General features: G+C 61.4%; 19 protein-coding genes and 1 pseudogene. 11 read left to right on the top strand and 9 right to left on the bottom strand.

All coding sequences use genetic code 11. From position 1 onward, the window contains the following. Nucleotides 1-4 precede the first annotated feature (4 nt). Both AACV02_RS23810 and AACV02_RS23805 read right to left on the bottom strand, forming a co-directional pair. A complete protein-coding gene (locus tag AACV02_RS23810) occupies nucleotides 5-1,153 on the bottom strand; it encodes a patatin-like phospholipase family protein (RefSeq protein WP_119742357.1) in 1,149 nt (382 codons plus the stop codon). A gap of 28 nt (nucleotides 1,154-1,181) precedes the next feature. Further along, the gene (locus AACV02_RS23805) at nucleotides 1,182-2,117 is read right to left on the bottom strand and encodes a lipid A biosynthesis lauroyl acyltransferase (protein ID WP_106576510.1); all 936 of its coding nucleotides are present in this window, start codon (nucleotides 2,115-2,117) and stop codon (nucleotides 1,182-1,184) included. Nucleotides 2,118-2,234: 117 nt separating this feature from the next. Here AACV02_RS23805 and minC point away from each other — a divergent pair, with 117 nt between their 5' ends. The 8 genes from minC (at nucleotide 2,235) to AACV02_RS23765 (ending at nucleotide 10,422) form a co-directional block, all read left to right on the top strand. After that, nucleotides 2,235-2,972 (top strand): septum site-determining protein MinC, encoded by a 738-nt coding sequence (gene minC / locus AACV02_RS23800; protein ID WP_106576509.1) that lies wholly within the window; start codon nucleotides 2,235-2,237, stop codon nucleotides 2,970-2,972. 199 nt (nucleotides 2,973-3,171) lie between these two features. Continuing rightward, a complete protein-coding gene (gene minD, locus AACV02_RS23795) occupies nucleotides 3,172-3,984 on the top strand; it encodes a septum site-determining protein MinD (RefSeq protein WP_003175251.1) in 813 nt (270 codons plus the stop codon). Nucleotides 3,985-3,987: 3 nt separating this feature from the next. Beyond that, nucleotides 3,988-4,242 (top strand): cell division topological specificity factor MinE, encoded by a 255-nt coding sequence (gene minE, locus AACV02_RS23790; RefSeq protein WP_003175252.1) that lies wholly within the window; start codon nucleotides 3,988-3,990, stop codon nucleotides 4,240-4,242. Nucleotides 4,243-4,338: 96 nt separating this feature from the next. Beyond that, a complete protein-coding gene (locus tag AACV02_RS23785) occupies nucleotides 4,339-4,974 on the top strand; it encodes an RluA family pseudouridine synthase (RefSeq protein WP_119742356.1) in 636 nt (211 codons plus the stop codon). A gap of 170 nt (nucleotides 4,975-5,144) precedes the next feature. Continuing rightward, nucleotides 5,145-6,434, top strand: coding sequence for a M18 family aminopeptidase (locus tag AACV02_RS23780; RefSeq protein ID WP_094951467.1), 1,290 nt, complete (start codon nucleotides 5,145-5,147; stop codon nucleotides 6,432-6,434). 210 nt (nucleotides 6,435-6,644) lie between these two features. Then, entirely contained in the window at nucleotides 6,645-6,821 is a 177-nt protein-coding gene (locus AACV02_RS23775; RefSeq protein ID WP_164487957.1) for a hypothetical protein, read from the top strand. Nucleotides 6,822-6,893: 72 nt separating this feature from the next. Beyond that, nucleotides 6,894-9,059 carry a mechanosensitive ion channel family protein gene (locus AACV02_RS23770; RefSeq protein ID WP_106576506.1) on the top strand — a complete coding sequence of 722 codons (2,166 nt, stop codon included), beginning with the start codon at nucleotides 6,894-6,896 and terminating at the stop codon, nucleotides 9,057-9,059. A gap of 16 nt (nucleotides 9,060-9,075) precedes the next feature. Further along, a complete protein-coding gene (locus AACV02_RS23765; RefSeq protein WP_119742355.1) occupies nucleotides 9,076-10,422 on the top strand; it encodes an amidohydrolase in 1,347 nt (448 codons plus the stop codon). 113 nt (nucleotides 10,423-10,535) lie between these two features. Here AACV02_RS23765 and AACV02_RS23760 read toward each other — a convergent pair whose 3' ends face one another. The 5 genes from AACV02_RS23760 to AACV02_RS23740 all read right to left on the bottom strand — a co-directional run bounded on the left by AACV02_RS23760 (nucleotide 10,536) and on the right by AACV02_RS23740 (nucleotide 16,007). Next, nucleotides 10,536-10,760, bottom strand: coding sequence for an MbtH family protein (locus AACV02_RS23760; protein ID WP_028617283.1), 225 nt, complete (start codon nucleotides 10,758-10,760; stop codon nucleotides 10,536-10,538). 83 nt (nucleotides 10,761-10,843) lie between these two features. Then, entirely contained in the window at nucleotides 10,844-12,256 is a 1,413-nt protein-coding gene (locus AACV02_RS23755) for an aspartate aminotransferase family protein (RefSeq protein WP_119742353.1), read from the bottom strand. An 845-nt stretch (nucleotides 12,257-13,101) separates the two neighbouring features. Continuing rightward, nucleotides 13,102-13,869 carry an N-acetylmuramoyl-L-alanine amidase gene (locus AACV02_RS23750; RefSeq protein ID WP_119742352.1) on the bottom strand — a complete coding sequence of 256 codons (768 nt, stop codon included), beginning with the start codon at nucleotides 13,867-13,869 and terminating at the stop codon, nucleotides 13,102-13,104. Nucleotides 13,870-13,992: 123 nt separating this feature from the next. Beyond that, complete coding sequence (locus AACV02_RS23745) at nucleotides 13,993-15,312, bottom strand: ATP-binding protein (protein WP_119742351.1); 1,320 nt, start codon at nucleotides 15,310-15,312, stop codon at nucleotides 13,993-13,995. Further along, entirely contained in the window at nucleotides 15,312-16,007 is a 696-nt protein-coding gene (locus AACV02_RS23740; RefSeq protein ID WP_106576501.1) for a response regulator, read from the bottom strand. The genes AACV02_RS23745 and AACV02_RS23740 overlap by 1 nt, the downstream gene beginning before the upstream one ends. Before the next feature lie 177 nt (nucleotides 16,008-16,184). Between AACV02_RS23740 and dsbD the strand changes: the two genes are divergently transcribed. From dsbD to dsbG, 3 genes are read left to right on the top strand one after another with little or no spacing between them, the layout of a single operon-like run. After that, nucleotides 16,185-17,912 carry a protein-disulfide reductase DsbD gene (dsbD, locus tag AACV02_RS23735; RefSeq protein WP_119742349.1) on the top strand — a complete coding sequence of 576 codons (1,728 nt, stop codon included), beginning with the start codon at nucleotides 16,185-16,187 and terminating at the stop codon, nucleotides 17,910-17,912. Then, nucleotides 17,912-18,757: a TlpA disulfide reductase family protein gene (locus tag AACV02_RS23730; protein ID WP_106576499.1), complete on the top strand. Its 846-nt coding sequence runs from the start codon at nucleotides 17,912-17,914 to the stop codon at nucleotides 18,755-18,757. The genes dsbD and AACV02_RS23730 overlap by 1 nt, the downstream gene beginning before the upstream one ends. Continuing rightward, nucleotides 18,733-19,494: a thiol:disulfide interchange protein DsbG gene (dsbG, locus tag AACV02_RS23725; protein ID WP_119742347.1), complete on the top strand. Its 762-nt coding sequence runs from the start codon at nucleotides 18,733-18,735 to the stop codon at nucleotides 19,492-19,494. The genes AACV02_RS23730 and dsbG overlap by 25 nt, the downstream gene beginning before the upstream one ends. A gap of 267 nt (nucleotides 19,495-19,761) precedes the next feature. Here the strand turns inward: dsbG and AACV02_RS23720 are convergent. Continuing rightward, nucleotides 19,762-20,760: pseudogene (locus tag AACV02_RS23720) on the bottom strand (chitinase); the annotation flags it as partial. A gap of 40 nt (nucleotides 20,761-20,800) precedes the next feature. Further along, nucleotides 20,801-21,436 carry a lytic polysaccharide monooxygenase auxiliary activity family 9 protein gene (locus tag AACV02_RS23715; protein ID WP_119742343.1) on the bottom strand — a complete coding sequence of 212 codons (636 nt, stop codon included), beginning with the start codon at nucleotides 21,434-21,436 and terminating at the stop codon, nucleotides 20,801-20,803. Between the last annotated feature and the right edge of the window lie 328 nt (nucleotides 21,437-21,764).

The raw sequence follows: 21,764 nt of genomic DNA, 5'->3' as shown, positions 1-21,764 counted from the left end.
ACCTTTATAGCGGCGACAGGCCCAAGAACCTCGACAGTTCCGCGCGCTTGGCCAACGCATCCTTCCTGCCCAACTCGATCAACTCGCTGCAATACCCCGCCTCGAACAACAGGTAACTCAGCACCCCTGCCCCGCTGGTTTTGGTCGCGCCCGGCCCGCGCAGGAACAGGCGCAACGCCGCCGGCAATTCCTGGCGATGCCGCGCGGCGATCTCGTCGATCGGCTGGCTCGGCGCAATCACCAACACCTCCACCGGGGCCAGGCCCTGGATCGCTGCATCCACCGGCAACACGTGGCTGAACTGGTTCAGACGCTCGAGCAATTCGATATCGCTCTCCAGGCTGTCAATGAACGTGCTGTTGAGCATGTGCCCACCGATCTGCGCCAGGGTGGGTTCCTGGCCGGTGTAGGTGCGTTGCGTGGAAGGCTCATTGCCGCGCGGATTGCCACTCACGCCCACCACCAGCACCCGACTGGCGCCCAGGTGCAAGGCCGGGCTGATCGGCGCGGATTGGCGCACCGCGCCATCGCCGAAATACTCCTGATCGAGTTTGACCGGAGCAAACAGCAAAGGGATCGCCGAACTGGCCAGCAAGTGTTCAACCGTGAGTTGGGTGGGCATGCCGATACGCCGATGGCGCAGCCACGCATCGATAGTGCCGCCGCCCTGATAGAACGTCACTGCCTGCCCGGACTCATAGCCGAAAGCCGTGACCGCGACCGCGCGCAGGTGGTTGTTACGGATGGCCGCATCGATGCCGTCCAGGTGCAGCTTGTCTTTGAGCAATGCGCGCAACGGCGTGCTGTCGAGCAACGCGACCGGCACCTGAGCCCCCAGGCCGAGCAAGCTGTGGATCAAGAAACGACTGGCCTGGCGGATAACCCCGGGCCAGTCGCTGCGCAGCACCCGATGGCTGCGAAAGCCCTGCCAGAAGGCCGTGAGGCGCTCGATGGCAGCGGTGAAATCAGTCGCGCCGCTGGCAAGACTCACCGCATTGATCGCCCCTGCTGACGTGCCGACGATCACCGGAAAGGGATTGGGCGCCCCTGGCGGCAGCAATTCGGCAATCGCTGCCAGGACCCCCACCTGATACGCCGCGCGCGCCCCGCCGCCGGAAAGAATCAAGCCTGTGACCGGTTCAGTTGGGCGCATTGCATCACTCCATGTGGGGCAGAAAGCGTTATCGACGGCGTTTTTCGTACAGCTTGGGTTCACCCGGTGGCCGGCTCTTGAAACGCCGATGGGTCCACAGGTATTGCTCCGGGCATTCGCGAACCGACGCCTCGACCCACTGGTTGATGCGCAGGCAGTCGATCTCATCGGTTTCGCCCGGGAAGTCGGTCAACGGCGGGTGGATCACCAGGCGGTAACCACTGCCATCGGCCAGGCGTTCCTGGGTGAACGGCACCACCAGCGCCTTGCCCAGGCGGGCAAATTTGCTGGTGGCGGTGACGGTGGCGGCCTGAATGCCGAACAGCGGCACAAAGATACTTTGCTTGGCGCCGTAGTCCTGGTCGGGTGCGTACCAGATGGCGCGGCCGGCGCGCAGCAACTTGAGCATGCCGCGCACGTCTTCGCGCTCTACCGCCAGTGAATCGAGGTTATGCCGCTCGCGGCCACGGCGCTGAACGAAGTCGAACAGCGGGTTGCCGTGCTCGCGGTACATGCCATCGATGGTGTGTTTCTGGCCGAGCAGCGCCGCACCGATTTCCAACGTGGTGAAGTGCAGGGCCATAAGAATCACACCCTTGCCATCCAGCTGCGCCTGCTTGAGGTGCTCCAGCCCTTCGACATGGGCCAGGCGTGCCAGGCGCTGACGTGACCACCACCAGCTCATGGCCATCTCGAAAAACGCGATGCCGGTGGAGGCGAAATTTTCCTTGAGCAGCTTCTTGCGCTCTTTGGCGGATTTTTCCGGAAAGCACAGTTCCAGGTTGCGCGCGGCGATGCGGCGGCGTTCGCCAGCCACGCGGTACATGCCCGCGCCTAATAAACGACCAATGGTCAACAACGCGCGGTATGGCAACTGGGTGATCAGCCACAGCAGGCCGAGCCCCAGCCATAGCAGCCAAAAACGCGGGTGAAAAAATACAGCTCGAAAACGCGGGCGATCCATTACAGATTCCGGTAAAGACAGGGCCGCGCATTCTACAACGTTCGACTCGGCTTGCGGCCCGTGGATGTTCTCGTTATAAGTCTCGACACTTTTCGTGACAAGCCGCTTTTGCCGACCATGAGCCAAACCGAACCGCTAGACCAAGATCCCGTGTTCCAGCTGAAAGGCAGCATGCTCGCCATCACCGTGCTGGAACTGGCCCGCAATGACCTCGATGCCCTGGACCGCCAACTGGCCGCCAAGGTCGCCCTGGCGCCGAACTTCTTCAACAATGCCCCGCTGGTATTGGCCCTGGACAAACTCCCGGCCGGCCAGGGCGCGATTGATTTGCCCGGGCTGATGCGCGTTTGCCGCTCGCATGGTTTGCGCACCCTGGCGATTCGCGCCAGCCGTATTGAAGACATCGCTGCGGCAATCGCTATTGAACTGCCAGTACTGCCGCCGTCGGGTGCCCGCGAGCGACCGCTGGACCCGAGCGAAGGTGAAGTGAAGAAAAAACCGGAGAAACCGCCGGAGCCCACCGTCAAGCCTACAAAGATCATCACCTCTCCCGTACGCGGCGGGCAGCAGATTTACGCCCAAGGCGGCGACCTGGTGGTGATCGCGCCTGTCAGTCCGGGCGCGGAACTTCTCGCCGATGGCAACATCCATGTATACGGCCCGATGCGCGGACGTGCCCTCGCCGGCATCAAGGGTGATACCAAGGCGCGTATTTTTTGCCAGCAGTTGACCGCTGAGCTAGTGTCCATCGCAGGCCAGTACAAGGTTTCAGAAGATTTGCGCCGTGATCCGCTGTGGGGGGCCGGGGTACAAGTCAGCCTGTCGGGCGATGTGTTGAACATCATCCGTCTTTAACGGATACTGCCGCATTTTCCAAGCATCTCTAGACTCTGATAGCACAGCGAAACCGGCAAGATTTGCGTAGGAATATTCGAAGTTGGCGTTTCCCCTTGGGAAACCACATCTTTTCCTACAAAGGCTGTCCGCCTGCAGCGAGTTCCAAGAGATGTTTTTCAGGGGCTGAAAAGTCCTTTTTCCTTAGGGGTGAAACACCTTGGCCAAGATTCTCGTGGTTACATCCGGCAAGGGTGGTGTGGGTAAGACCACCACCAGCGCCGCTATCGGTACCGGCCTCGCTCTGCGCGGCCACAAGACAGTCATCGTCGACTTCGACGTCGGTTTGCGTAACCTCGACCTGATCATGGGCTGCGAACGCCGCGTGGTGTACGACTTCGTCAACGTGGTGAACGGCGAAGCCAACCTGCAACAGGCTTTGATCAAGGACAAGCGCCTTGAGAACCTGTACGTACTGGCCGCCAGCCAGACCCGCGACAAAGACGCGCTGACCAAAGAAGGCGTAGGCAAAGTACTCGCCGAACTCAAAGAAACTTTCGAATACGTGGTATGTGACTCGCCGGCCGGTATCGAAACCGGTGCTCACCTGGCGATGTACTTTGCCGATGAAGCCATCGTGGTGACCAACCCGGAAGTCTCCTCGGTACGTGACTCGGACCGCATGCTGGGCCTGTTGGCCAGCAAGTCCAAGCGCGCCGAAGAAGGCCAGGACCCGATCAAGGAGCACTTGCTGCTCACCCGCTACAACCCTGAGCGCGTCAGTAACGGCGAAATGCTTGGCGTTGAAGACGTGAAGGAAATCCTCGCAGTGACCCTGCTGGGCGTGATCCCGGAATCCCAGGCCGTCCTGAAGGCTTCCAACCAGGGCGTTCCGGTGATTCTTGACGACCAGAGCGACGCCGGCCAGGCGTACAGCGATGCCGTTGATCGCTTGCTGGGCAAGACCGTGGAACATCGCTTCCTCGATGTTAAGAAGAAGGGATTCTTCGAGCGTATCTTTGGAGGCAACTAAACAATGAAATTTCTCGACTTCTTTCGCGCCAACAAAAAGCCAAGTACCGCGTCGGTAGCGAAAGAGCGTCTACAGATCATCGTGGCGCACGAACGCGGCCAACGCAGCACCCCGGACTACCTGCCAGCCTTGCAGAAGGAACTGGTCGAGGTGATCCGCAAGTACGTCAATATCGGCAACGATGACGTGCATGTCGCCCTGGAAAACGACGGCAGCTGCTCGATTCTGGAACTCAATATCACCCTGCCTGATCGTTAATCGAACAGGCGGCCGCCACGGCGGCTCGGTCACCTTGATCCCTGTTGGGGAGCCGGGTGGGCGAGCCGCCGTTGGCGTTTGTTACGAGGCTGTTTAATGCCGCTGTCCACTATCCATATCCTGCACCAGGACGACGCTGTCCTGGTGGTGAACAAGCCGACCCTGCTGCTCTCGGTGCCCGGCCGTGCCGATGACAACAAGGACTGCCTGATCACCCGGCTGCAGGAAAACGGCTACCCCGAAGCCCGTATTGTCCATCGCCTGGACTGGGAAACCTCAGGGATCATCCTGCTCGCGCGGGACGCCGATAGCCACCGCGAACTGTCGCGCCAGTTTCACGACCGCGAAACCGAAAAGGCCTACACCGCCCTGTCGTGGGGCCAGCCGGCACTGGACAGCGGCAGCATCGACCTGCCCCTGCGCTACGACCCGCCGACCAAACCCCGCCATGTGGTCGACCACGAGTTCGGTAAACACGCGCTGACCTTCTGGAAGGTATTGGAGCGTCGCGGCGACTGGTGCCGCGTCGAGCTGACGCCGATCACCGGGCGTTCGCATCAGTTGCGCGTGCACATGCTGTCGATCGGGCATCCACTGCTCGGTGATGGCCTGTACGCCCACGAACAAGCGCTGGCCGCCTGGCCACGCCTGTGCCTGCACGCGAGCATGCTGAGCTTTACCCATCCGCAAAGTGGCGAGCGTTTGCGCTTTGAGTGCCCTGCACCGTTCTAAAGTTGGCAATGCATTAAATGTGGGAGCGGGCTTGCTCGCGAATGCGGTGTATCAGATACACATTCAGTGACTGACACAGCGCATTCGCGAGCAAGCCCGCTCCCACATTTGTTATGTGCAGTTCTCGCCATCGAACGGTAAACTCCGCGCATTGCTGTCTGGAGCTATTTATGCGCGAAGCGTTGAATCAAGGCCTGATCGACTTCCTCAAGGCCTCCCCTACTCCTTTTCATGCCACTGCCGCCCTCGCCCAGCGCCTGGAAGCGGCCGGTTATCAGCGTCTCGACGAGCGCGAAACCTGGACCACCGAGGCCAACGGTCGTTACTACGTGACCCGTAACGATTCGTCGATCATCGCCTTCAAGCTCGGTCGTCATTCGCCGCTGCAAGGCGGGATTCGCCTGGTCGGCGCCCACACCGACAGCCCGTGCCTGCGCGTCAAGCCCCAGCCGGAGCTGCAACGCCAAGGCTTCTGGCAATTGGGCGTGGAAGTCTACGGCGGCGCGCTGCTGGCGCCGTGGTTCGACCGCGACCTGTCGCTGGCCGGCCGCGTGACCTTCCGCCGTGACGGCAAAGTCGAAAGCCAACTGATCGACTTCAAGCTGCCCATCGCCATCATCCCCAACCTGGCCATTCACCTGAACCGTGAAGCCAACCAGGGCTGGGCGATCAATGCGCAGACCGAGCTGCCACCGATCCTCGCGCAATTTGCCGGTGACGAACGCGTGGACTTTCGCGCCGTGCTCACCGAGCAACTGGCGCGTGAACATGGTTTGAACGCCGACGTGGTGCTCGACTACGAGCTGAGCTTCTACGACACCCAAAGCGCGGCGGTGATTGGCCTCAATGGTGACTTCATCGCCGGTGCGCGCCTGGACAACCTGCTGTCGTGCTACGCCGGCCTGCAAGCCTTGCTCACCAGCGAAACCGACGAAACCTGCGTGCTGGTGTGCAACGACCACGAAGAAGTCGGCTCCTGCTCGGCGTGCGGTGCCGATGGCCCGATGCTGGAACAGACATTGCGCCGCCTGTTGCCTGAGGGTGATGAATTCGTACGCACCATTCAGAAATCACTATTGGTGTCAGCGGACAATGCTCACGGTGTGCACCCCAACTACGCCGAGAAACACGACGCCAACCACGGCCCGAAACTCAACGCGGGTCCGGTGATCAAGGTCAACAGCAACCAGCGTTACGCCACCAACAGCGAAACCGCCGGCTTCTTCCGCCACCTGTGCATGGCCCAGGAAGTACCGGTGCAGAGCTTCGTGGTGCGCAGCGACATGGGCTGCGGCTCGACCATCGGCCCGATCACCGCCAGCCACCTGGGCGTGCGCACTGTAGACATCGGCCTGCCGACGTTTGCCATGCACTCGATCCGTGAACTGTGCGGCAGCCACGACCTGGCGCACCTGGTGAAGGTGCTGGGCGCGTTCTATGCGAGCCGCGATCTGCCCTGATCTGAAAGGCTGAACGCAGTCAAAAATGTGGGAGCGGGCGTGCTCGCGAATGCGGTACATCAGTCAACAGATTCAGTGACTGACGCTGCGCATTCGCGCGCAAGCCCGTTCCCACATTTGGTCAGGCACAAACCTGACCCATATCACGCCCACTTCTAGCAATCCGACCTAGACTTGTCAGTATTCCCACTCTGACAAGGCCGTCGCCCCATGATCTCCATGTCCTCCTTCCACGCCATGCTCATCCCGATCATCATCGGCATGATCCTGCTGACCGTCGGCTTCAACTTTCGCGACAAGCCGGTCGGCGTGTTTGGCATGTGGATTGGCATGCTGCTGATCCTCGGCACCGTGGTGTACAAGATCCTCGCCAAACTGGCGGAATGACAAATGCACTCGCATTGGGCATAACGGCCTCGTACACTCGGTCAATTCGTCGTTTTCAAGGTTGACCGCCTCGTGCTCTCGCGTCTTTTTGCTCTGCCCTCTTACTGCCTGATCGCCCTGCTGATGTTGCTGCCAATTGCGCCTGCCCAAGCCGTGGGCTTGCCCGGCCTGCTTGGCAGCGCCAACAAGACTCAACCCCAGGCCGATGTGCCGCTGGGGCAGTCGCTGGACGAAGTGATCAAGACCCTCGAAAACGACCAGCAGCGCACCCAGCTGTTGAGCGACCTGAAGAAACTGCGCGAAGCCACGCAAAAAGCCCAACCCGCCGCCGAACAAGGCGTGCTCGGGTTGATCGGCAGCACGCTGTCCGGCCTCGAGCAGCAGTTCTCCGGCGCCGACAGCCCGGTGCAACGCTGGTCGAACGAGGTCGACCTGGCCAAGGATGAACTCGGCGCCCTGATGCTGCCCGCCAGTGAATGGCTGCCAATCATTTTCGGTTTTGCCGTGATCCTGGCGGTGTGGAGCCTGCTGGCCGCGGCGCTGATCTGGCTCAGCCACCGTGTGCGCGAGCGCTTCGGGCTGCCCGAGGAACTGCCGCAACACCCGCGCACCTGGGACATGCTGCGCTTCGCCCTGCGCAAACTGGGGCCGTGGTTGATCGCGCTGGTGATCACGGTGTACCTGAGTTACGCCCTGCCTTCTTCGCTGGGTAAATCCTTGGCGATGGTGCTGGCTTACGCGTTGGTGGTCGGTACCTGCTTCTCGGCCATCTGCGTGATTGCCTTTTCGGTACTCGACGGCCCGCACCGCCACCGCGCGCTGTACATCCTGCGTCATCAGGCCTTTCGCCCGCTGTGGCTGATCGGCAGCTTTGCCGCTTTTGGCGAGGCGCTGAGCGACCCGCGGATGATGCAGGCCCTCGGTCAGCATCTCGCCCACACGGCGGCGACCATCGCCAATGTGATGGCCGCGCTGTCCACCGGCGTGTTTATCCTGCGGTTCCGCCGGCCCATCGCGCACCTGATCCGCAACCAGCCATTGTCGCGCCGCCTGACCCGTCGTGCCCTCACCGACACACTCTCGATCATCGGCAGCTTCTGGTATTTGCCGGCGCTGCTGCTGGTGGGCATCTCGCTGTTTGCCACCTTCCTGTCCGCCGGCGACACCAGCACGGCCCTGCGTCAGTCATTGTTGTGCACGGTGTTGCTGGTGTTGTGCATGGTGATCAATGGCCTGGTGCGTCGTCACGCGCTCAAGCCGCAGCGTGGGCACAAGCGCCATGCGCTGTACTCCGAGCGCCTGAAAAGCTTCGTTTATACCCTGGCCCATCTGGTGGTGTGGCTGGTGTTTATCGAACTGGGCCTGCGCGTATGGGGCTTGTCGCTGATCCGGTTTACCGAAGGTGACGGCCATGAAATCAGCGTCAAGCTGTTCGGCCTCGGCGGCACGCTGCTGTTTGCCTGGCTGATCTGGATCCTCAGCGACACCGCCATCCACCATGCCCTGACCCGTTCGCGAAAAGGCCTGGCCAACGCTCGCGCGCAGACCATGATGCCGCTGATCCGCAACGTGCTGTTCGTGACCATCTTTATCATTGCCGCCATCGTCGCGCTGGCGAACATGGGCATGAACGTCACGCCCTTGCTGGCCGGTGCCGGTGTGATCGGCCTGGCCATCGGTTTCGGTGCGCAGTCGCTGGTGGCGGACTTGATCACCGGCCTGTTCATCATCATCGAGGACTCCCTGGCGATTGATGACTACGTGGACGTCGGTGGCCACCTCGGCACGGTCGAGGGCCTGACCATCCGCACCGTGCGCCTGCGCGACATCGACGGCATCGTGCACACCATCCCGTTCAGCGAAATCAAGAGCATCAAGAACTACTCGCGTGAATTCGGCTACGCGATCTTCCGCGTGGCGATCCCCTACAACATGGAAATCGACGACGCGATCAAGTTGATGCGCGATGTTGGCCAGAAAATGCGCAACGACCCACTGCAACGCCGCAACATCTGGTCGCCGCTGGAGATTCAGGGCGTGGAAAGCTTTGAATCCGGCAGCGCGATCCTGCGGGCGCGCTTCAAGACTGCGCCGATCAAGCAGTGGGAAGTCTCGCGGGCTTTCAACCTGTCGCTCAAGCGCCATCTGGACGAGGCCGGGCTGGATCTGGCCACGCCGCGCTTGAGCGTGCAGGTGGTGACCGCAGGCTCCGTGCAGGAGAAAGATCCACAACAATAAAAAGGAAGAGCTGCTTATGCGTTTGAATGGTCTGACACACCCCTGGGTTTTCGGTGCACTGTGCGCGGTCGCCAGCAGCGCCGTGATTGCCGCCAGCAGCGGCCAGGACAGTGCCCGCGAGGACATCGCCGCCCAGGCCAAAATCCTCGAACCGGCCCTGCTGGAAACGCGCCGCGATATCCACGCCCACCCCGAATTGGGCAACACCGAAACGCGCACGGCCCAATTGGTTGCCAAGCAACTGCGCGACCTGGGCCTTGAGGTAAAAACCGGCGCGGCCCGCACCGGCGTCGTCGCCGTCCTCAAAGGTGCACTGCCCGGCCCCACCGTCGCCCTGCGCGCCGACATGGACGCGCTGCCGGTCAAGGAGGTCGCCGACCTGCCCTTCGCCTCCACAGCCAAGGGCACCTACCTGGGCAAGGAAGTCGACGTGATGCACGCCTGCGGCCACGACGCCCACACCGCAATCCTGCTGAGCACGGCGAAGATTCTCACTGGCATGCGCGACCGTCTGCCGGGCACGGTGGTGTTTTACTTCCAGCCGGCCGAAGAAGGCCCAAGCGACTTTATCCCCGACGGCAAAAACACCTGGGGCGCGAAGATGATGGTGCAGGAAGGCGTGATGCAAGCGCCCAAGCCCGACGCCGTGTTCGGCCTGCATGTGTGGGCCGGCGTGCCTGCCGGGCAAATCGCCTACCGCTCGGGCCCGACCCTGGCCAGCTCCGATGACCTGCGCATCAAGATCCTCGGCAAACAGACCCACGCCGGCCGCCCGTGGGACGGCATCGACCCGATCACCGTCGGCGCGCAGACCATTGTCGGCCTGCAAACCGTGGTCAGCCGTCGCACCGACATCTCGTCATTTCCATCGGTGGTGAGCATTGGCACCATCAACGGCGGCACGCGCTACAACATCATTCCCGAGTCGGTGGACATGACCGGCACCATCCGCTCCTACGACTACGGCATTCGTCAGAAGCTGCACGCCGACGTGCGCCAGACGGTAGAGAAAATCGCCGAGAGTGGCGGCGCCAAGGCCGAAGTCACGATCATCGAGAAGTACGACCCGACCATCAATAACCCGGCGCTGACCGAGCGCATGCTGCCAAGCCTGCGCTGGGCGGCCAGGGATGATGTGGTGCAGGCCCCATTGGTGGGCGGCGCAGAGGACTTTTCGTTTTATGCCAAGCAAGCGCCGGGGCTGTTTGTGTTTCTGGGGGTGACGCCGAGGGATCAGGACATGAGCAAAGCGGCGCCGAATCATAATCCGGGCTTCTTTGTGGATGAGTCGGCGCTGGTAGTGGGGGTACGCACGTTGGCGTCGTTGGCGACGGATTACCTGTACACCAACCCACCGCAATAACGCTTTATGTGGGAGCGGGCTTGCTCGCGAATGCGGCAGGCCAGTCACCGAATGGGCCAGCTGATACACCGCATTCGCGAGCAAGCCCGCCCCCACATTGGATTTGCAGCGGGTCAGCCCGCCAGCGCAGCGCCATCCATCTTCTGGCGCAGGCTCAGCGGGCGCATGTCGGTCCAGACTTCCTCGATGTAAGCCAGGCACTCTTTCTTCATGCCGCTCTTGCCCACGGTGCGCCAGCCTTCCGGCACCGCCTTGTAGTCGGGCCAGATGGAATACTGCTCTTCGTGGTTGACCACTACCTGAAACAGGATGTCGTCGCGGTCAAATACTGAGGTCATTGCTGTTCTCCATCGCTCATAGAACTGGCTGCGCACCACGCGCAGCGCTGATATCTGTAGAAACGTACCAAGCGTGCGAAAAATTAGAGGGTGGCGACCGCTGCCGCCAGGGCGCGGCCGAAGATCTCGGCAACGCGGTCGATTTCGGCGGCGGTAATCACCAGCGGCGGCAGGAAGCGCACCACACTGCCGTGCCGGCCGCCCAGCTCCAGAATCAGGCCACGCTTGAGGCATTCGCGCTGCACCAGCGGCGCCAGTTGGCGATGCACAGGCGGATGGCCCTGGATATCGACTGCGCCGCTCGGGTCTACCAGTTCCACGCCGAGCATCAGCCCACGCCCACGAATATCCCCCAACTGCGGGAAGTCGCGCTGCAGAATGCGCAAGTGCTCGCCCAGACGTTCGCCCATGGCGGCGGCGTGGCCGGCCAGGTCGTGTTGCTTGAGGTAGCGCATCACCGCCGATCCCGCCGCCATCGCCATCTGGTTGCCACGGAATGTTCCGGCGTGTGCGCCCGGCAACCAAGTGTCGAGCCAGTCGCGATACACCACCACCGCCAGTGGCAAGCTGCCGCCGATGGCTTTGGACATCACCACCACATCCGGGATGATGCCGGCGTGCTCGAAGGCAAACATCTTGCCGGTACGCCCGAAGCCGCTCTGGATTTCATCGACGATCAACGCCACACCGGCTTGCTCGGTGATGCGTCGCAGGCCGCGCAGCCAGTCGAGATCGGCCGGAATCACGCCGCCTTCACCCTGCACCACTTCGACAATCACTGCCGCCGGCAACAACACGCCGGCTTCCGGGTCATTGAGCAGGTTTTGCAGGTAATGCAGGTTGACCCGCACGCCTTCGGCGCCGCCCAGGCCGAAGGGGCAACGGTAGTCGTAAGGGTAAGGCAGAAATTGCACGCCATTGCCGAGCAAAGCGCCCAAGGGCTTTTTCGGCCCCAGGCTGCCCATCAAGCTCAGCGCGCCTTGGCTCATGCCGTGATAACCACCCTGGAAAGACAACACGGTGCTGCGCCCGGTGGCGGTGCGCACCAACTTCAGTGCGGCTTCGACGGCATCGGTGCCGGTGGGGCCGCAGAACTGAATTTTTGCTTCACGTGCCAGTTCGGTGGGCAGCAGGCCGAACAGGTCTTGCACGAACTGGTCTTTCACCGGAGTGGTCAGGTCGAGGGTGTGCAGCGGCAGTTCGTCGCTCAGTACCTGCTGAATGGCGTCGATCACCACCGGGTGGTTGTGGCCCAACGCCAGGGTGCCAGCGCCGGCCAGGCAGTCGATAAAACTGCGGCCTTCGACGTCTTCCACATAGATGCCCTTGGCGCGCTTGAGCGCCAGCGGGATACGCCGAGGGTAGCTGCGGGCATTGGATTCCTGCTGGCGTTGGCGGGCCAGTATCGGGGTTTCTTCGAATTGGTAGAGTGTTTCTGCGGACGCCGGGCTGGCGTGCACCGGGGCGTCTTCGATACGGCTGGTAGCGACTGACATCTCTCGATCCCTCAATACGCGGGTGGGGTGACCAAACTGGCGATCCGCGCGCGCGCGGATTTCATGTTCTGGAGACGCACCAGGCGGTGGGGGATTTAGGCTTGTTGTGGTTTTTTGAGGTCGGGGTATATCCGGCTTTTTGGTAATGGCGGATAGGGATTCCGCTCTTACGGCGGCCTTGTGGTTAGATCAAAAGCGAAAGCGGGGCGGCCTGATCTTGAAGGCTGAACTCAGTCAAAAGTGGGAGCTGGCTTGCCTGCGATGGCATCAACCCGGTGTGCCTGACACACCGAGTTGTCTGCATCGCAGGCAAGCCAGCTCCCACAGAAAAGCCAAGCAGAGCGGTGTTGGCGGTTGAACTCGGTCAACTTGTGGGAGCGGGCTTGCTCGCGAAGGCGGTGGGTCAGTCAGCTCATGTGTGGCTGGCACACCGCCTTCGCGAGCAAGCCCGCTCCCACATTTGGATCGCAGTGCATCAGATAGAGGTGTGTTGCTGTGCTTTTGCTTCAACCACTCAGGTCGGCTACTAGGCCGCCGTGCTTTGCTTTTGACTTTGATCTGACAGGCCCCGTCAACCACGCTGGCCGAACGCAGGCTTGAATCCGTGGGTAACCCGGCAGGACGCCGGGTTAGCCGCGTTGGGCCATGGATGGCCCGTCGCGGCGGCCCACGGATTCAAGCCGGAGTGAGGGCACACCGAGCCCAAGCGAGGGGCCGAGTGGTGGGGCAAAGACCTTTTGGTTACTTTTGGGGCGTTTGCCAAAAGTGACCCGCTGTAAGAGCGGAACCCTAAGCGGCCGTTACCGCAGCAACGGATATATACACACCCCCCCAAAAAAACGCACTCAAAGCCCCCGATACCGATCATTCAACGCATACAAAATCGCACACGTCTCCCCATCCAAAATCCCACCATAATCCCGACTCCGAAAGTGCATCTGAAACGCCCGCGTCCTCAGCTCAAACGCCCGGCGATTCTGGGCCGGCTTATACCCATACCGCTGAAACGCCCGCTCCACCTCAACCTCCGGCGGCAACCCAAGACAAAACCGCCGCTGATACATGCCCCGCGTCGTCTCATCAAACCAGGCCCCGACCCCAGCCTCGAACAAACGCTGCCAAGGCAACCGAGGCCCCGGATCGCTCTTGCGCCAATACGCAACATCCGAATGCCCGAGCACATCGGCAGGCCCAATCTGCGGATAGCGCCCAAGCACATCGCGAACCAACGCAATCAGCACATCAACCTGTTCTTCGCCATACGCTGGAAACGTAAACACGCCCCCCTCATCCCGCGCCAGATTAACAACCTCGACACCAATCGACCGGCTATTGAGATCATCCCGCCCACCCCAATGACTGACCCCGGCGTGCCACGCACGCTTATCCTCGTCCACCAGCCGAAACACCCGCAATTCGTCATATCCGGTGGCGCGGTAGCCAGGGTCATCCGGATCCGGCAGCAAGTAGTGAGCGCTGACACCGTCTTGCGTGAGCGTACGCAGGGATGAAGCAAAGGGCGCTGCGGTGTAATGCAAAACCACGTGCCGCACGGGCTCAGCGTTACGCTCATTGAAACCCCTGGCAGGGAAACTGCTATCGACCACCAACATAAGAACCGTCCTTTTCAGTACAGGCCGAGTCATTCAGCCCGCTCAAGCGCAAAAAAATTACCGCCATCCTGAAGGGAAGAATGTCAGGCAGGCGGTAACTATTTGGTGCTTGAAGAAAAGTACTCAGCGCCGCAACGGCATCCCCAGGTCGACCCGCAAACCATCCACCTGGCTGTCGAATTTCAGCGAGCAGGAACAGCGCTGCACGATCGCCTGAACAATCGCCAGACCCAGCCCGCAGCCCTCACTGCTGCCATTGCGCCAGAAGCGTTGGGTCAGGTATTGCAGGTCCTCACTGGAAATCTGCTTGCCATGATCACGCACGCGGAACACCACCGTGTCGGCAGTGGTGAACACACTCAGTTCGACACGGGTATCAGCCGGCGTATGGCGCAGCGCGTTATCCAGCAGGTTGCGCAAGGCTGCGACCGCCAGGGCCACCGGCATTTCCACCGGCGTCTCGGTGAGGTTGGCCGACAGGATCAGGTCGATACGCCGGTTGTCGCCGGCGTTGGCATCCTGGATCGCCAGCCGTGCGACTTGTTCAGCGCTCGATTGCAGGCCGTCATCGAACGACAGGCTGCCTTCCACCCGCGCCAGCAGCAGCAATTGCTCAAGGGTGCGGTGCAGGCGGTCGGCGCCCTCCTCGGCGTGGGCCAGAGACTGGTCGCGCGCCGCGCCGTCGGTCATGCGCGCCACTTGCAGGTGGGTCTTGATCGCCGTCAGCGGGCTGCGCAACTCATGCGCGGCATCACCGGTGAGGCGGCGCTCACGCTCGATGGTCTTGGCGATGCGCTGCAACAGTTGGTTCTGGGTGTCGAGCAGCGGTTTAAGCTCGCTGGGCAGGGGGTGAATCTGCAAGGGTTCGAGCGAATCGGCACTGCGGCGCATCAACGCGTCACGCATGCGGTTGAGCGGCAACAGACTCTGGCCGATGCCCAGCCACAGCAGGCACAGGCAACCCAACAAGGCCACGCCGACCGGCACCGAAGCCGCCAGCAGGATCGACAGGTTCAGCGCCTCGCGCTCCACCTGGCGGTCGGCCGTGGTGATCAACAAGTCACCCCGGGACAGGGTGAAACTGCGCCAGCCGACGCCGTCGATGACTTGATCGCGAAAGCCACTCTTGCGCGACTCCAGGCCTTCATCCGGGGTCATGTGGCTGCGCGCCAGAATTTCCCCACGCAGGGAGCTGACCTGGCAGGCCATGCCCCCCGGCACATTCAGTTGCTCGGTGCGCAGGTGCGTACCGCCACTCACACTGGCCAGGCCCGGCATTTGCTCCGTCAGCCCCGCGACCATGCGCGCCGACGCCACCAGACGCTGGTCGAGGGAAAACATCATCTGGTTGCGCAGATCGTTGAGCATCCAGGCCGCCGCCAGCAGCCAGATCAGCACGAAAGCAGCGCCCAGCTTGAACGTCAGGCGCAGGCGCAGGCTCATCACGAGGCGTGTTCTCCATCATCGGCCACGCCACCGTCGGCCGTGCCCAGGCGATAACCGAGGCCGCGCACGGTCTCGACGATGCCGTTGCCCAATTTGCGCCGCAGGTGATGGATATGCACGTTGAGGGCGTTACTTTCCAGTTCGTCGTTGAAACCGTAGACGCTGTCCTTGAGCTGTTCGCTGGACAGCACCCGGCCTTTGTTATGCAACAAGGCCTGCAACAACGCTTGTTCGCGACGGGAAAGATCCACCGGCTCGCCGCCCAGGAAGGTTTCGCGGCTGCTGGGGTCGTAGGCGAGGCGGCCGTGTTCGATCAGGTTGACCCGGCGCCCCGCCACCCGCCGCAGCAGGGTTTGCAGGCGGGCGGCAAGCTCGCGCAGGTCGAAGGGCTTGAGCAGGTAATCGTCGGCACCGGCCTGCAGGCCGTCGACACGGTTGGTCACAGAATCCCGCGCCGTCAGAATCAGCACCGGAATCTCCAGTCCCTGGCTGCGCTGTTGTTGCAGCAGCTTGAGGCCGTCTTCGTCGGGCAAGCCGAGGTCGAGCACCATGATGTCGAACGTGGCCGCCTTGAGCATCGCCCGCGCAGCCGCGGCCGTGGCCACGCGTTCGACGGTAAAGCCCTGGGCGCCAAGGCCGGCCACGATGCCGCTGGCGATCAGTTCGTCGTCTTCACAGACCAGTACGTGCATGGTGAACCCTTCATGAAAGATGGGGAGAATTAAAGGTGCAGCGGATTAAGCGCCGATTATGCCGTGAAAAGAGGCGCGCTCAGACACGCCCTTCACTTTAGAATAGCCCCCGGTTAATCATCGGTTAATCAACGCCACACATTGTGTCCCTAACTTGCACCAAACTAAGGCTTGACCATGCGGCATCTGTTTACCTTTCTACTGGTAATGTTCGCGGGATTCGCCCAGGCCGCGCCGGGCAACCCTTTTGAAAGCAAACCCGATTTCCTCCCGGTGGGCAAAGCCTTCACCTTTACCTCCGAACGCCTGGAGTCTGGCGAAACCCAGCTGTATTGGCAGATTGCCGACGGTTACTACCTGTACCAGCAACGCATGAAGTTCGACGGCCTGGCCGGCAAACCGGCGTTACCGCAGGGCGAAGCCCACAGCGACGAGTTCTTTGGCGAACAGCAAGTGTATCGCCAGGGCCTGGAAGTGAAGATTCCGGCCGGCGCCACCGGCCAGGTCAAGCTCGGCTGGCAGGGTTGTGCCGATGCGGGGCTGTGCTACCCGCCGCAGTCGATCACCGTGGACCTGGGCGGCAACCCCGCCGTCGCCGCCACCGCACAAGCCCAGGACCAGAGCCTGGCCAGCGGCCTGCAACAGCGCAGCCTGGGCTGGAGCCTGCTGGTGTTCTTTGGTCTGGGCCTGCTGCTGGCATTTGCCCCGTGTTCGCTGCCGATGCTGCCGATTCTGGCAGGCCTGGTGGTCGGCAGTGGCGCGAGCCCGCGTCGTGGTTTCGCCCTGGCCAGCAGCTACGTGATATGCATGGCGCTGGTATATGCAGCGCTGGGCGTACTGGCCGCGCTGCTCGGCGGCAACCTCGCTGCATGGCTGCAAACGCCTTGGATCCTTGGCAGTTTCGCCGCGCTGTTTGTGATCCTCGCCCTGCCAATGTTTGGTTTCTTTGAACTGCAATTACCGGCCTTCCTGCGTGATCGCCTGGACAACGTCAGCCGTCAGCAAAGCGGTGGCAGCCTGGTGGGCGCCGGCATGCTCGGTGCGCTCTCCGGCTTGCTGGTGGGGCCGTGCATGACTGCGCCACTGGCCGGCGCGCTGCTGTATATCGCCCAGAGCGGCAATGCGTTGCACGGTGGCCTGATCCTCTTCGCCATGGGCATCGGCATTGGCATCCCGCTGTTGCTGCTGGTGACGGTGGGCAACCGCTTCCTGCCGAAACCGGGCACCTGGATGAACGTGCTCAAGGGCGTCTTCGGCTTCCTGTTCCTGGGCATCGCGGTGCTGATGATTCGCCCGGTGGTCGGCGAAAGCCTGTGGCTCGGCCTGTGGGGCGTATTGGCCCTGGTGATGGCTTACTGCGGCTGGGGCCTGGCGCGCGAATACGGGCTGGCGGCCAAAGTGTTTGGCGCCGGCTCCCTGGTGCTGGGCCTTTGGGGCGCAGTGCTGGTGGTGGGCGCGGCCGGTGGCAGCGACGACCCCTGGCAACCGCTGAAGGTCTACGGTGGCTCGCGGGTTGCCGCCGCACCGAGCGCCCATGACGCGTTCATGACCATCAATGACCCGGCCGTGCTGCAAACCCAGCTCGACAGTGCCAAAGCCCAGGGCCAATGGGTGCTGGTGGATTACTACGCCGACTGGTGCGTGTCGTGCAAGATCATGGAAAAACAGGTATTTGGCCAACCTGAGGTGATGGACGCCCTGAAAGATGTGCGCCTGCTGCGCCTCGACGTCACCGCCGACAACGCTGCCAGCCGTGAACTGCTCGGTCGCTACAAGGTGCCGGGGCCACCGAGCTTTGTGTGGATCGGCCCGGACGGTGAAGAACGCCGCGCCCAACGCATCACCGGCGAAGTGGATGCCGCCGCCTTTTTGCAACGCTGGACGCAAACCCGAGACGCACGCTGATGCTGACCCTGACCATCGGCACCTTCGCCATCGCCCTGAATCACATCCTGCTGATCAGCGCGTTGATACTCGCCACCCTGGTGGGCTGGCGGGTGGCCAAGCGTGGCGGCGAAAACCCAGAATCGGTGCTGTTCACCCTGTTCCTGCTGGGCATGCTGGCCGCGCGCGTCAGCTTTGTCGTGATGTACTGGAGCGATTACAGCCGCGATCCCCTGCAGATGGTCGACCTGCGCGACGGCGGTTTCCTCGCCTGGCCCGGCGTGATTGCACTGGTACTCGGCGCGCTGTTATACGGCTGGCGCCGCCCTGCCCTGCGCAAACCGTTGAGCGCCGGCGTGGTCACCGGTTTAGTGTTCTGGGGCCTGACCAGCTTATCCCTGAGCCTGTACGACAAAGGCGCGCAACTGCCGGATATCACCTTGCGCAACGCCAATGGCGACGTGGTGCAACTGGCCGACTACAAAGGCGGCCCGCTGGTGATCAACCTCTGGGCCACCTGGTGCCCACCGTGCCGCCGGGAAATGCCGGTACTGGAGCGCGCCCAGCACCAGCGCCCCGACGTGACCTTCCTGTTCGTCAACCAGGCCGAAAGCATGCAAAGCGTCAGCACCTTCCTCGCGACCCAAGGCCTGACCCTCGACAACGTATTGTTTGACGCCAGCGGCCGACTCGGCCAGGCCGTGGGCTCCATGGCCTTGCCGACCACGCTGTTCTACCAAGCCGATGGGCGCCTGATCAACAGCCACCTCGGTGAGCTGTCCCAAGCCAGCCTGGCCCGCGCCATGGAACCCTTCGACACCGCCCCTGAAAGGAAACCGACATGCCAAGCCTCCGCCACCTGCTGACCCTGCTGCCGCTGACGCTCGCGGCCACCCTGGCCCAGGCCGAAGACTGGCCGGCACCGATCAAACAGATCGAAGCCAAAGGCGCCAAGATTCTTGGCAAGTTCGATGCGCCCAGCGGTCTCACCGGCTACGCCGCGCAATACCAGAACCGTGGCATGGCGCTGTACCTGACCGCCGACGGTAAAAGTGTGATCGCCGGCAACCTGTACGACGCCGAGGGTAAAGACCTGAGCAGCGCGCCCCTGGAAAAACTGGTGTACGCGCCGATGGCCAAGGAAGTCTGGGCCAAGATGGAACACAGCAACTGGATTCAGGACGGCGATAAAAACGCGCCACGTATCATCTACCTGTTCAGCGACCCAAACTGCCCGTACTGCAACATGTTCTGGGAACAGGCACGGCCGTGGGTAAAAGCCGGCAAGGTGCAGTTGCGCCACATCATGGTGGGCATTATCCGTGAGGACAGCCCGGGCAAGTCGGCTGCGCTGTTCGCCGCCAAAGACCCGCAAAAAGCTCTGGAAGAACACGAAGCCGCCGGTAAAGGCAGCAAATTGCAGGCGTTGGACAAGATCCCGGCGGACATCGAAGCCAAGCTCGATGCCAACATGAAGTTGATGGAAGAGCTGGAATTGTCGGCGACGCCGGCGATTTTCTATCTGGATGACAAGGGCGGGTTGCAGCAACAGCAAGGCGCGCCGTCGCCGGACAAACTGGCGAAGATTCTGGGGCCGAAGTAATCGGCGTTTTCCTGAGAATGCTTCAGGCCTGCGCAACATAAAACGAGCAACGCAAATTCATAAAAAACTGATGAAGACTTGAGCCTTGACGCAGAAAATCCGATGCCCAAACAGGCATCGGATTCTATTTCGTAAAGCCAACGATCAGATCATAAACACAGCTGTTTGAGATCAGGCACGTCTGCCAGATGTCTCTTTGCGCTACCGCCGATTGGCGACGTCGAGATCCGCCTCATCCTCACCGAGGCCAGACAGATGAGTGCCTTGGATCAACGGCCCATAACGGCGGCTGAATTCCCAGTTGTAGGGCACATGGTCTTTGCTGATCCCGTTGTCCCAATTCACCGACCATGTCATCAGGCCCTTGATCGGCAACCCTTTGTCGTACAAACGCTTGAATGCATTGGTCACGGCTGCAGGGTTGATCACATAACCGGTGGCGGCTGCATCGACGTTGGCCGGCAGACCAATGACGAACTTGTCCGCCGGGATTTTGGTAAACCCTCGCGTTCCGCTCACCAGACTCTCGGTCAGGTAAAACAGGAAATCCTCTTTCATCGCGTCGTTGTTCTGGGCAATCCAGGCACCGTTGCCGTTGTTGACCTCCTGCACCCAGATCCCGTCGCCCCCCTGGTTGTAATACTGCGGGGCAATGAAGTCGTAGTAGCCTTCCAGCGCCTGGATGTAACCGACGTATTTGCCGGCGGTGGTCAGGTAAGGAAACTCCGGCGCCATGCTGATAATGAAGTGTTTGCCTTCACTGGCGTAATGGTCCTTGACCAGTTTCAACGCGGCGGGCAGGACAGTCTTGTTGTCGGCGAAATCAATCGCGCTCTGTTCAAGATCGATGTCCAGGCCATCAAAGCCATAGGTTTCCACCAGGCGGATAATCTCGTTGGCCAGTGGCTGTTCGTTGCCTTTATGCAGCTCGATGTGTGCATCGGCGCCGCCAAGGGAAATCAGCACCACCCTGCCCTGGCTGTTTAGCACGCCCACCTGACGGCGGAACTCGGCGTCGGAAAGGTTGTACGGCTTGAACGTCGGGATACCGTTGCCTTTCATGAAGGCCACAGCCACCACGTTGTAATACTTCGGCACGTCCGACAGGTTCATATTGGCGAATTGGCCACGCTGGTAGCCGTCGCTCGCTCCGGCAGGCCAGTTGTGCCAGAAGCCCATGAGGATCTTTTTGCCGGCAATGCTCGGCATCAGCGAAGCGACATCGTTCAGCGGCGATTTCAATAAGGTGAAGTCAATCTTGGTCATGTTCTAATCCTTCAGAACGTATGGGTTTAACGGCGCGGGCTTATTTGAAGTCCACGTCGAAGGCTTGATAAAACGCGTTGCCGGTGTTGGCGACGATCCACATCAACACGATCACATGCTTGCCCTTCTTGTTGGCCGGCAGTTTCACTTCGTGATTGACCTTGGCCTTCAGTTCACCTGCATGGCTGAAGTACGGCACCTGGGTATAGAAGTCTTCGGCGAACGGCTGGGTTTCCAGTTGTGCGCGGGTGATGCGCTGTTTCGGATCCCAGCCATCCTTGGTGATCAGCCAGCGATAGCCACGGGTAGTGTGCGGCGCGGTGTATTCCCAGGTGACCTTGAAGGTCTGACCCGGGTCGACATTGAGCAGCGGCCAGGTGAAGGCGCGGTTGAGTTTCTTGGCCATTTCCTCGTTGGTGAAGTTGACGCAGTCACGGGCATCGGTCTTGCCGCCGCTGAGGATGAAGCCGTCGGCTGGTGGGGTGACGCTGTCACTGTCGGTTTGATAAGGCGCCGGGAACGGACCGGCAATCAGTGCCGGAAAGTTCTTGCCGCCTTCCATTTCATTGACCTGCCAGGTAGCCAGCAGGCCGAGATCCACGGCGACGGCGCCACGGCTGGAAGGGGACGTGACACGACCATGACGAAGAGGTGTCTGGGTTTGTGGTTGGTTCATTTTTGACTCCATTGATTTGATTAAGAACTCTCCTTTCTTGAAGGAGAGAACCTCAAACTAACGAAGCTGCTTTTTTTTTCCACCGGCCCGTTTCTCGCTCATTTTCTTCTGATGAGACGACCACCCCCAAAACACTGTATATAAAAACAGTATTATGGAAATAACCTACGCAACTAGAGGGCAATTTCCTACAAATCAAGGCGCAAATAACCACACTTTCGATCAAAATCGCCTTTGCCCTCTCCTAAGTGATGCTCGTGTGCATGCGATGAGGCATTGGCCTGGCGGCGAGACAGATCGGCGCCCGCGCCAAGGCACCCTCGTCGAT

Source organism: Pseudomonas sp. Larv2_ips (genome assembly GCF_963879675.1).
GTDB lineage: Bacteria > Pseudomonadota > Gammaproteobacteria > Pseudomonadales > Pseudomonadaceae > Aquipseudomonas.
The sequence above is the reverse complement of the archived record's forward strand: the minus strand, read 5'-3'. Positions and strand labels throughout refer to the sequence as shown.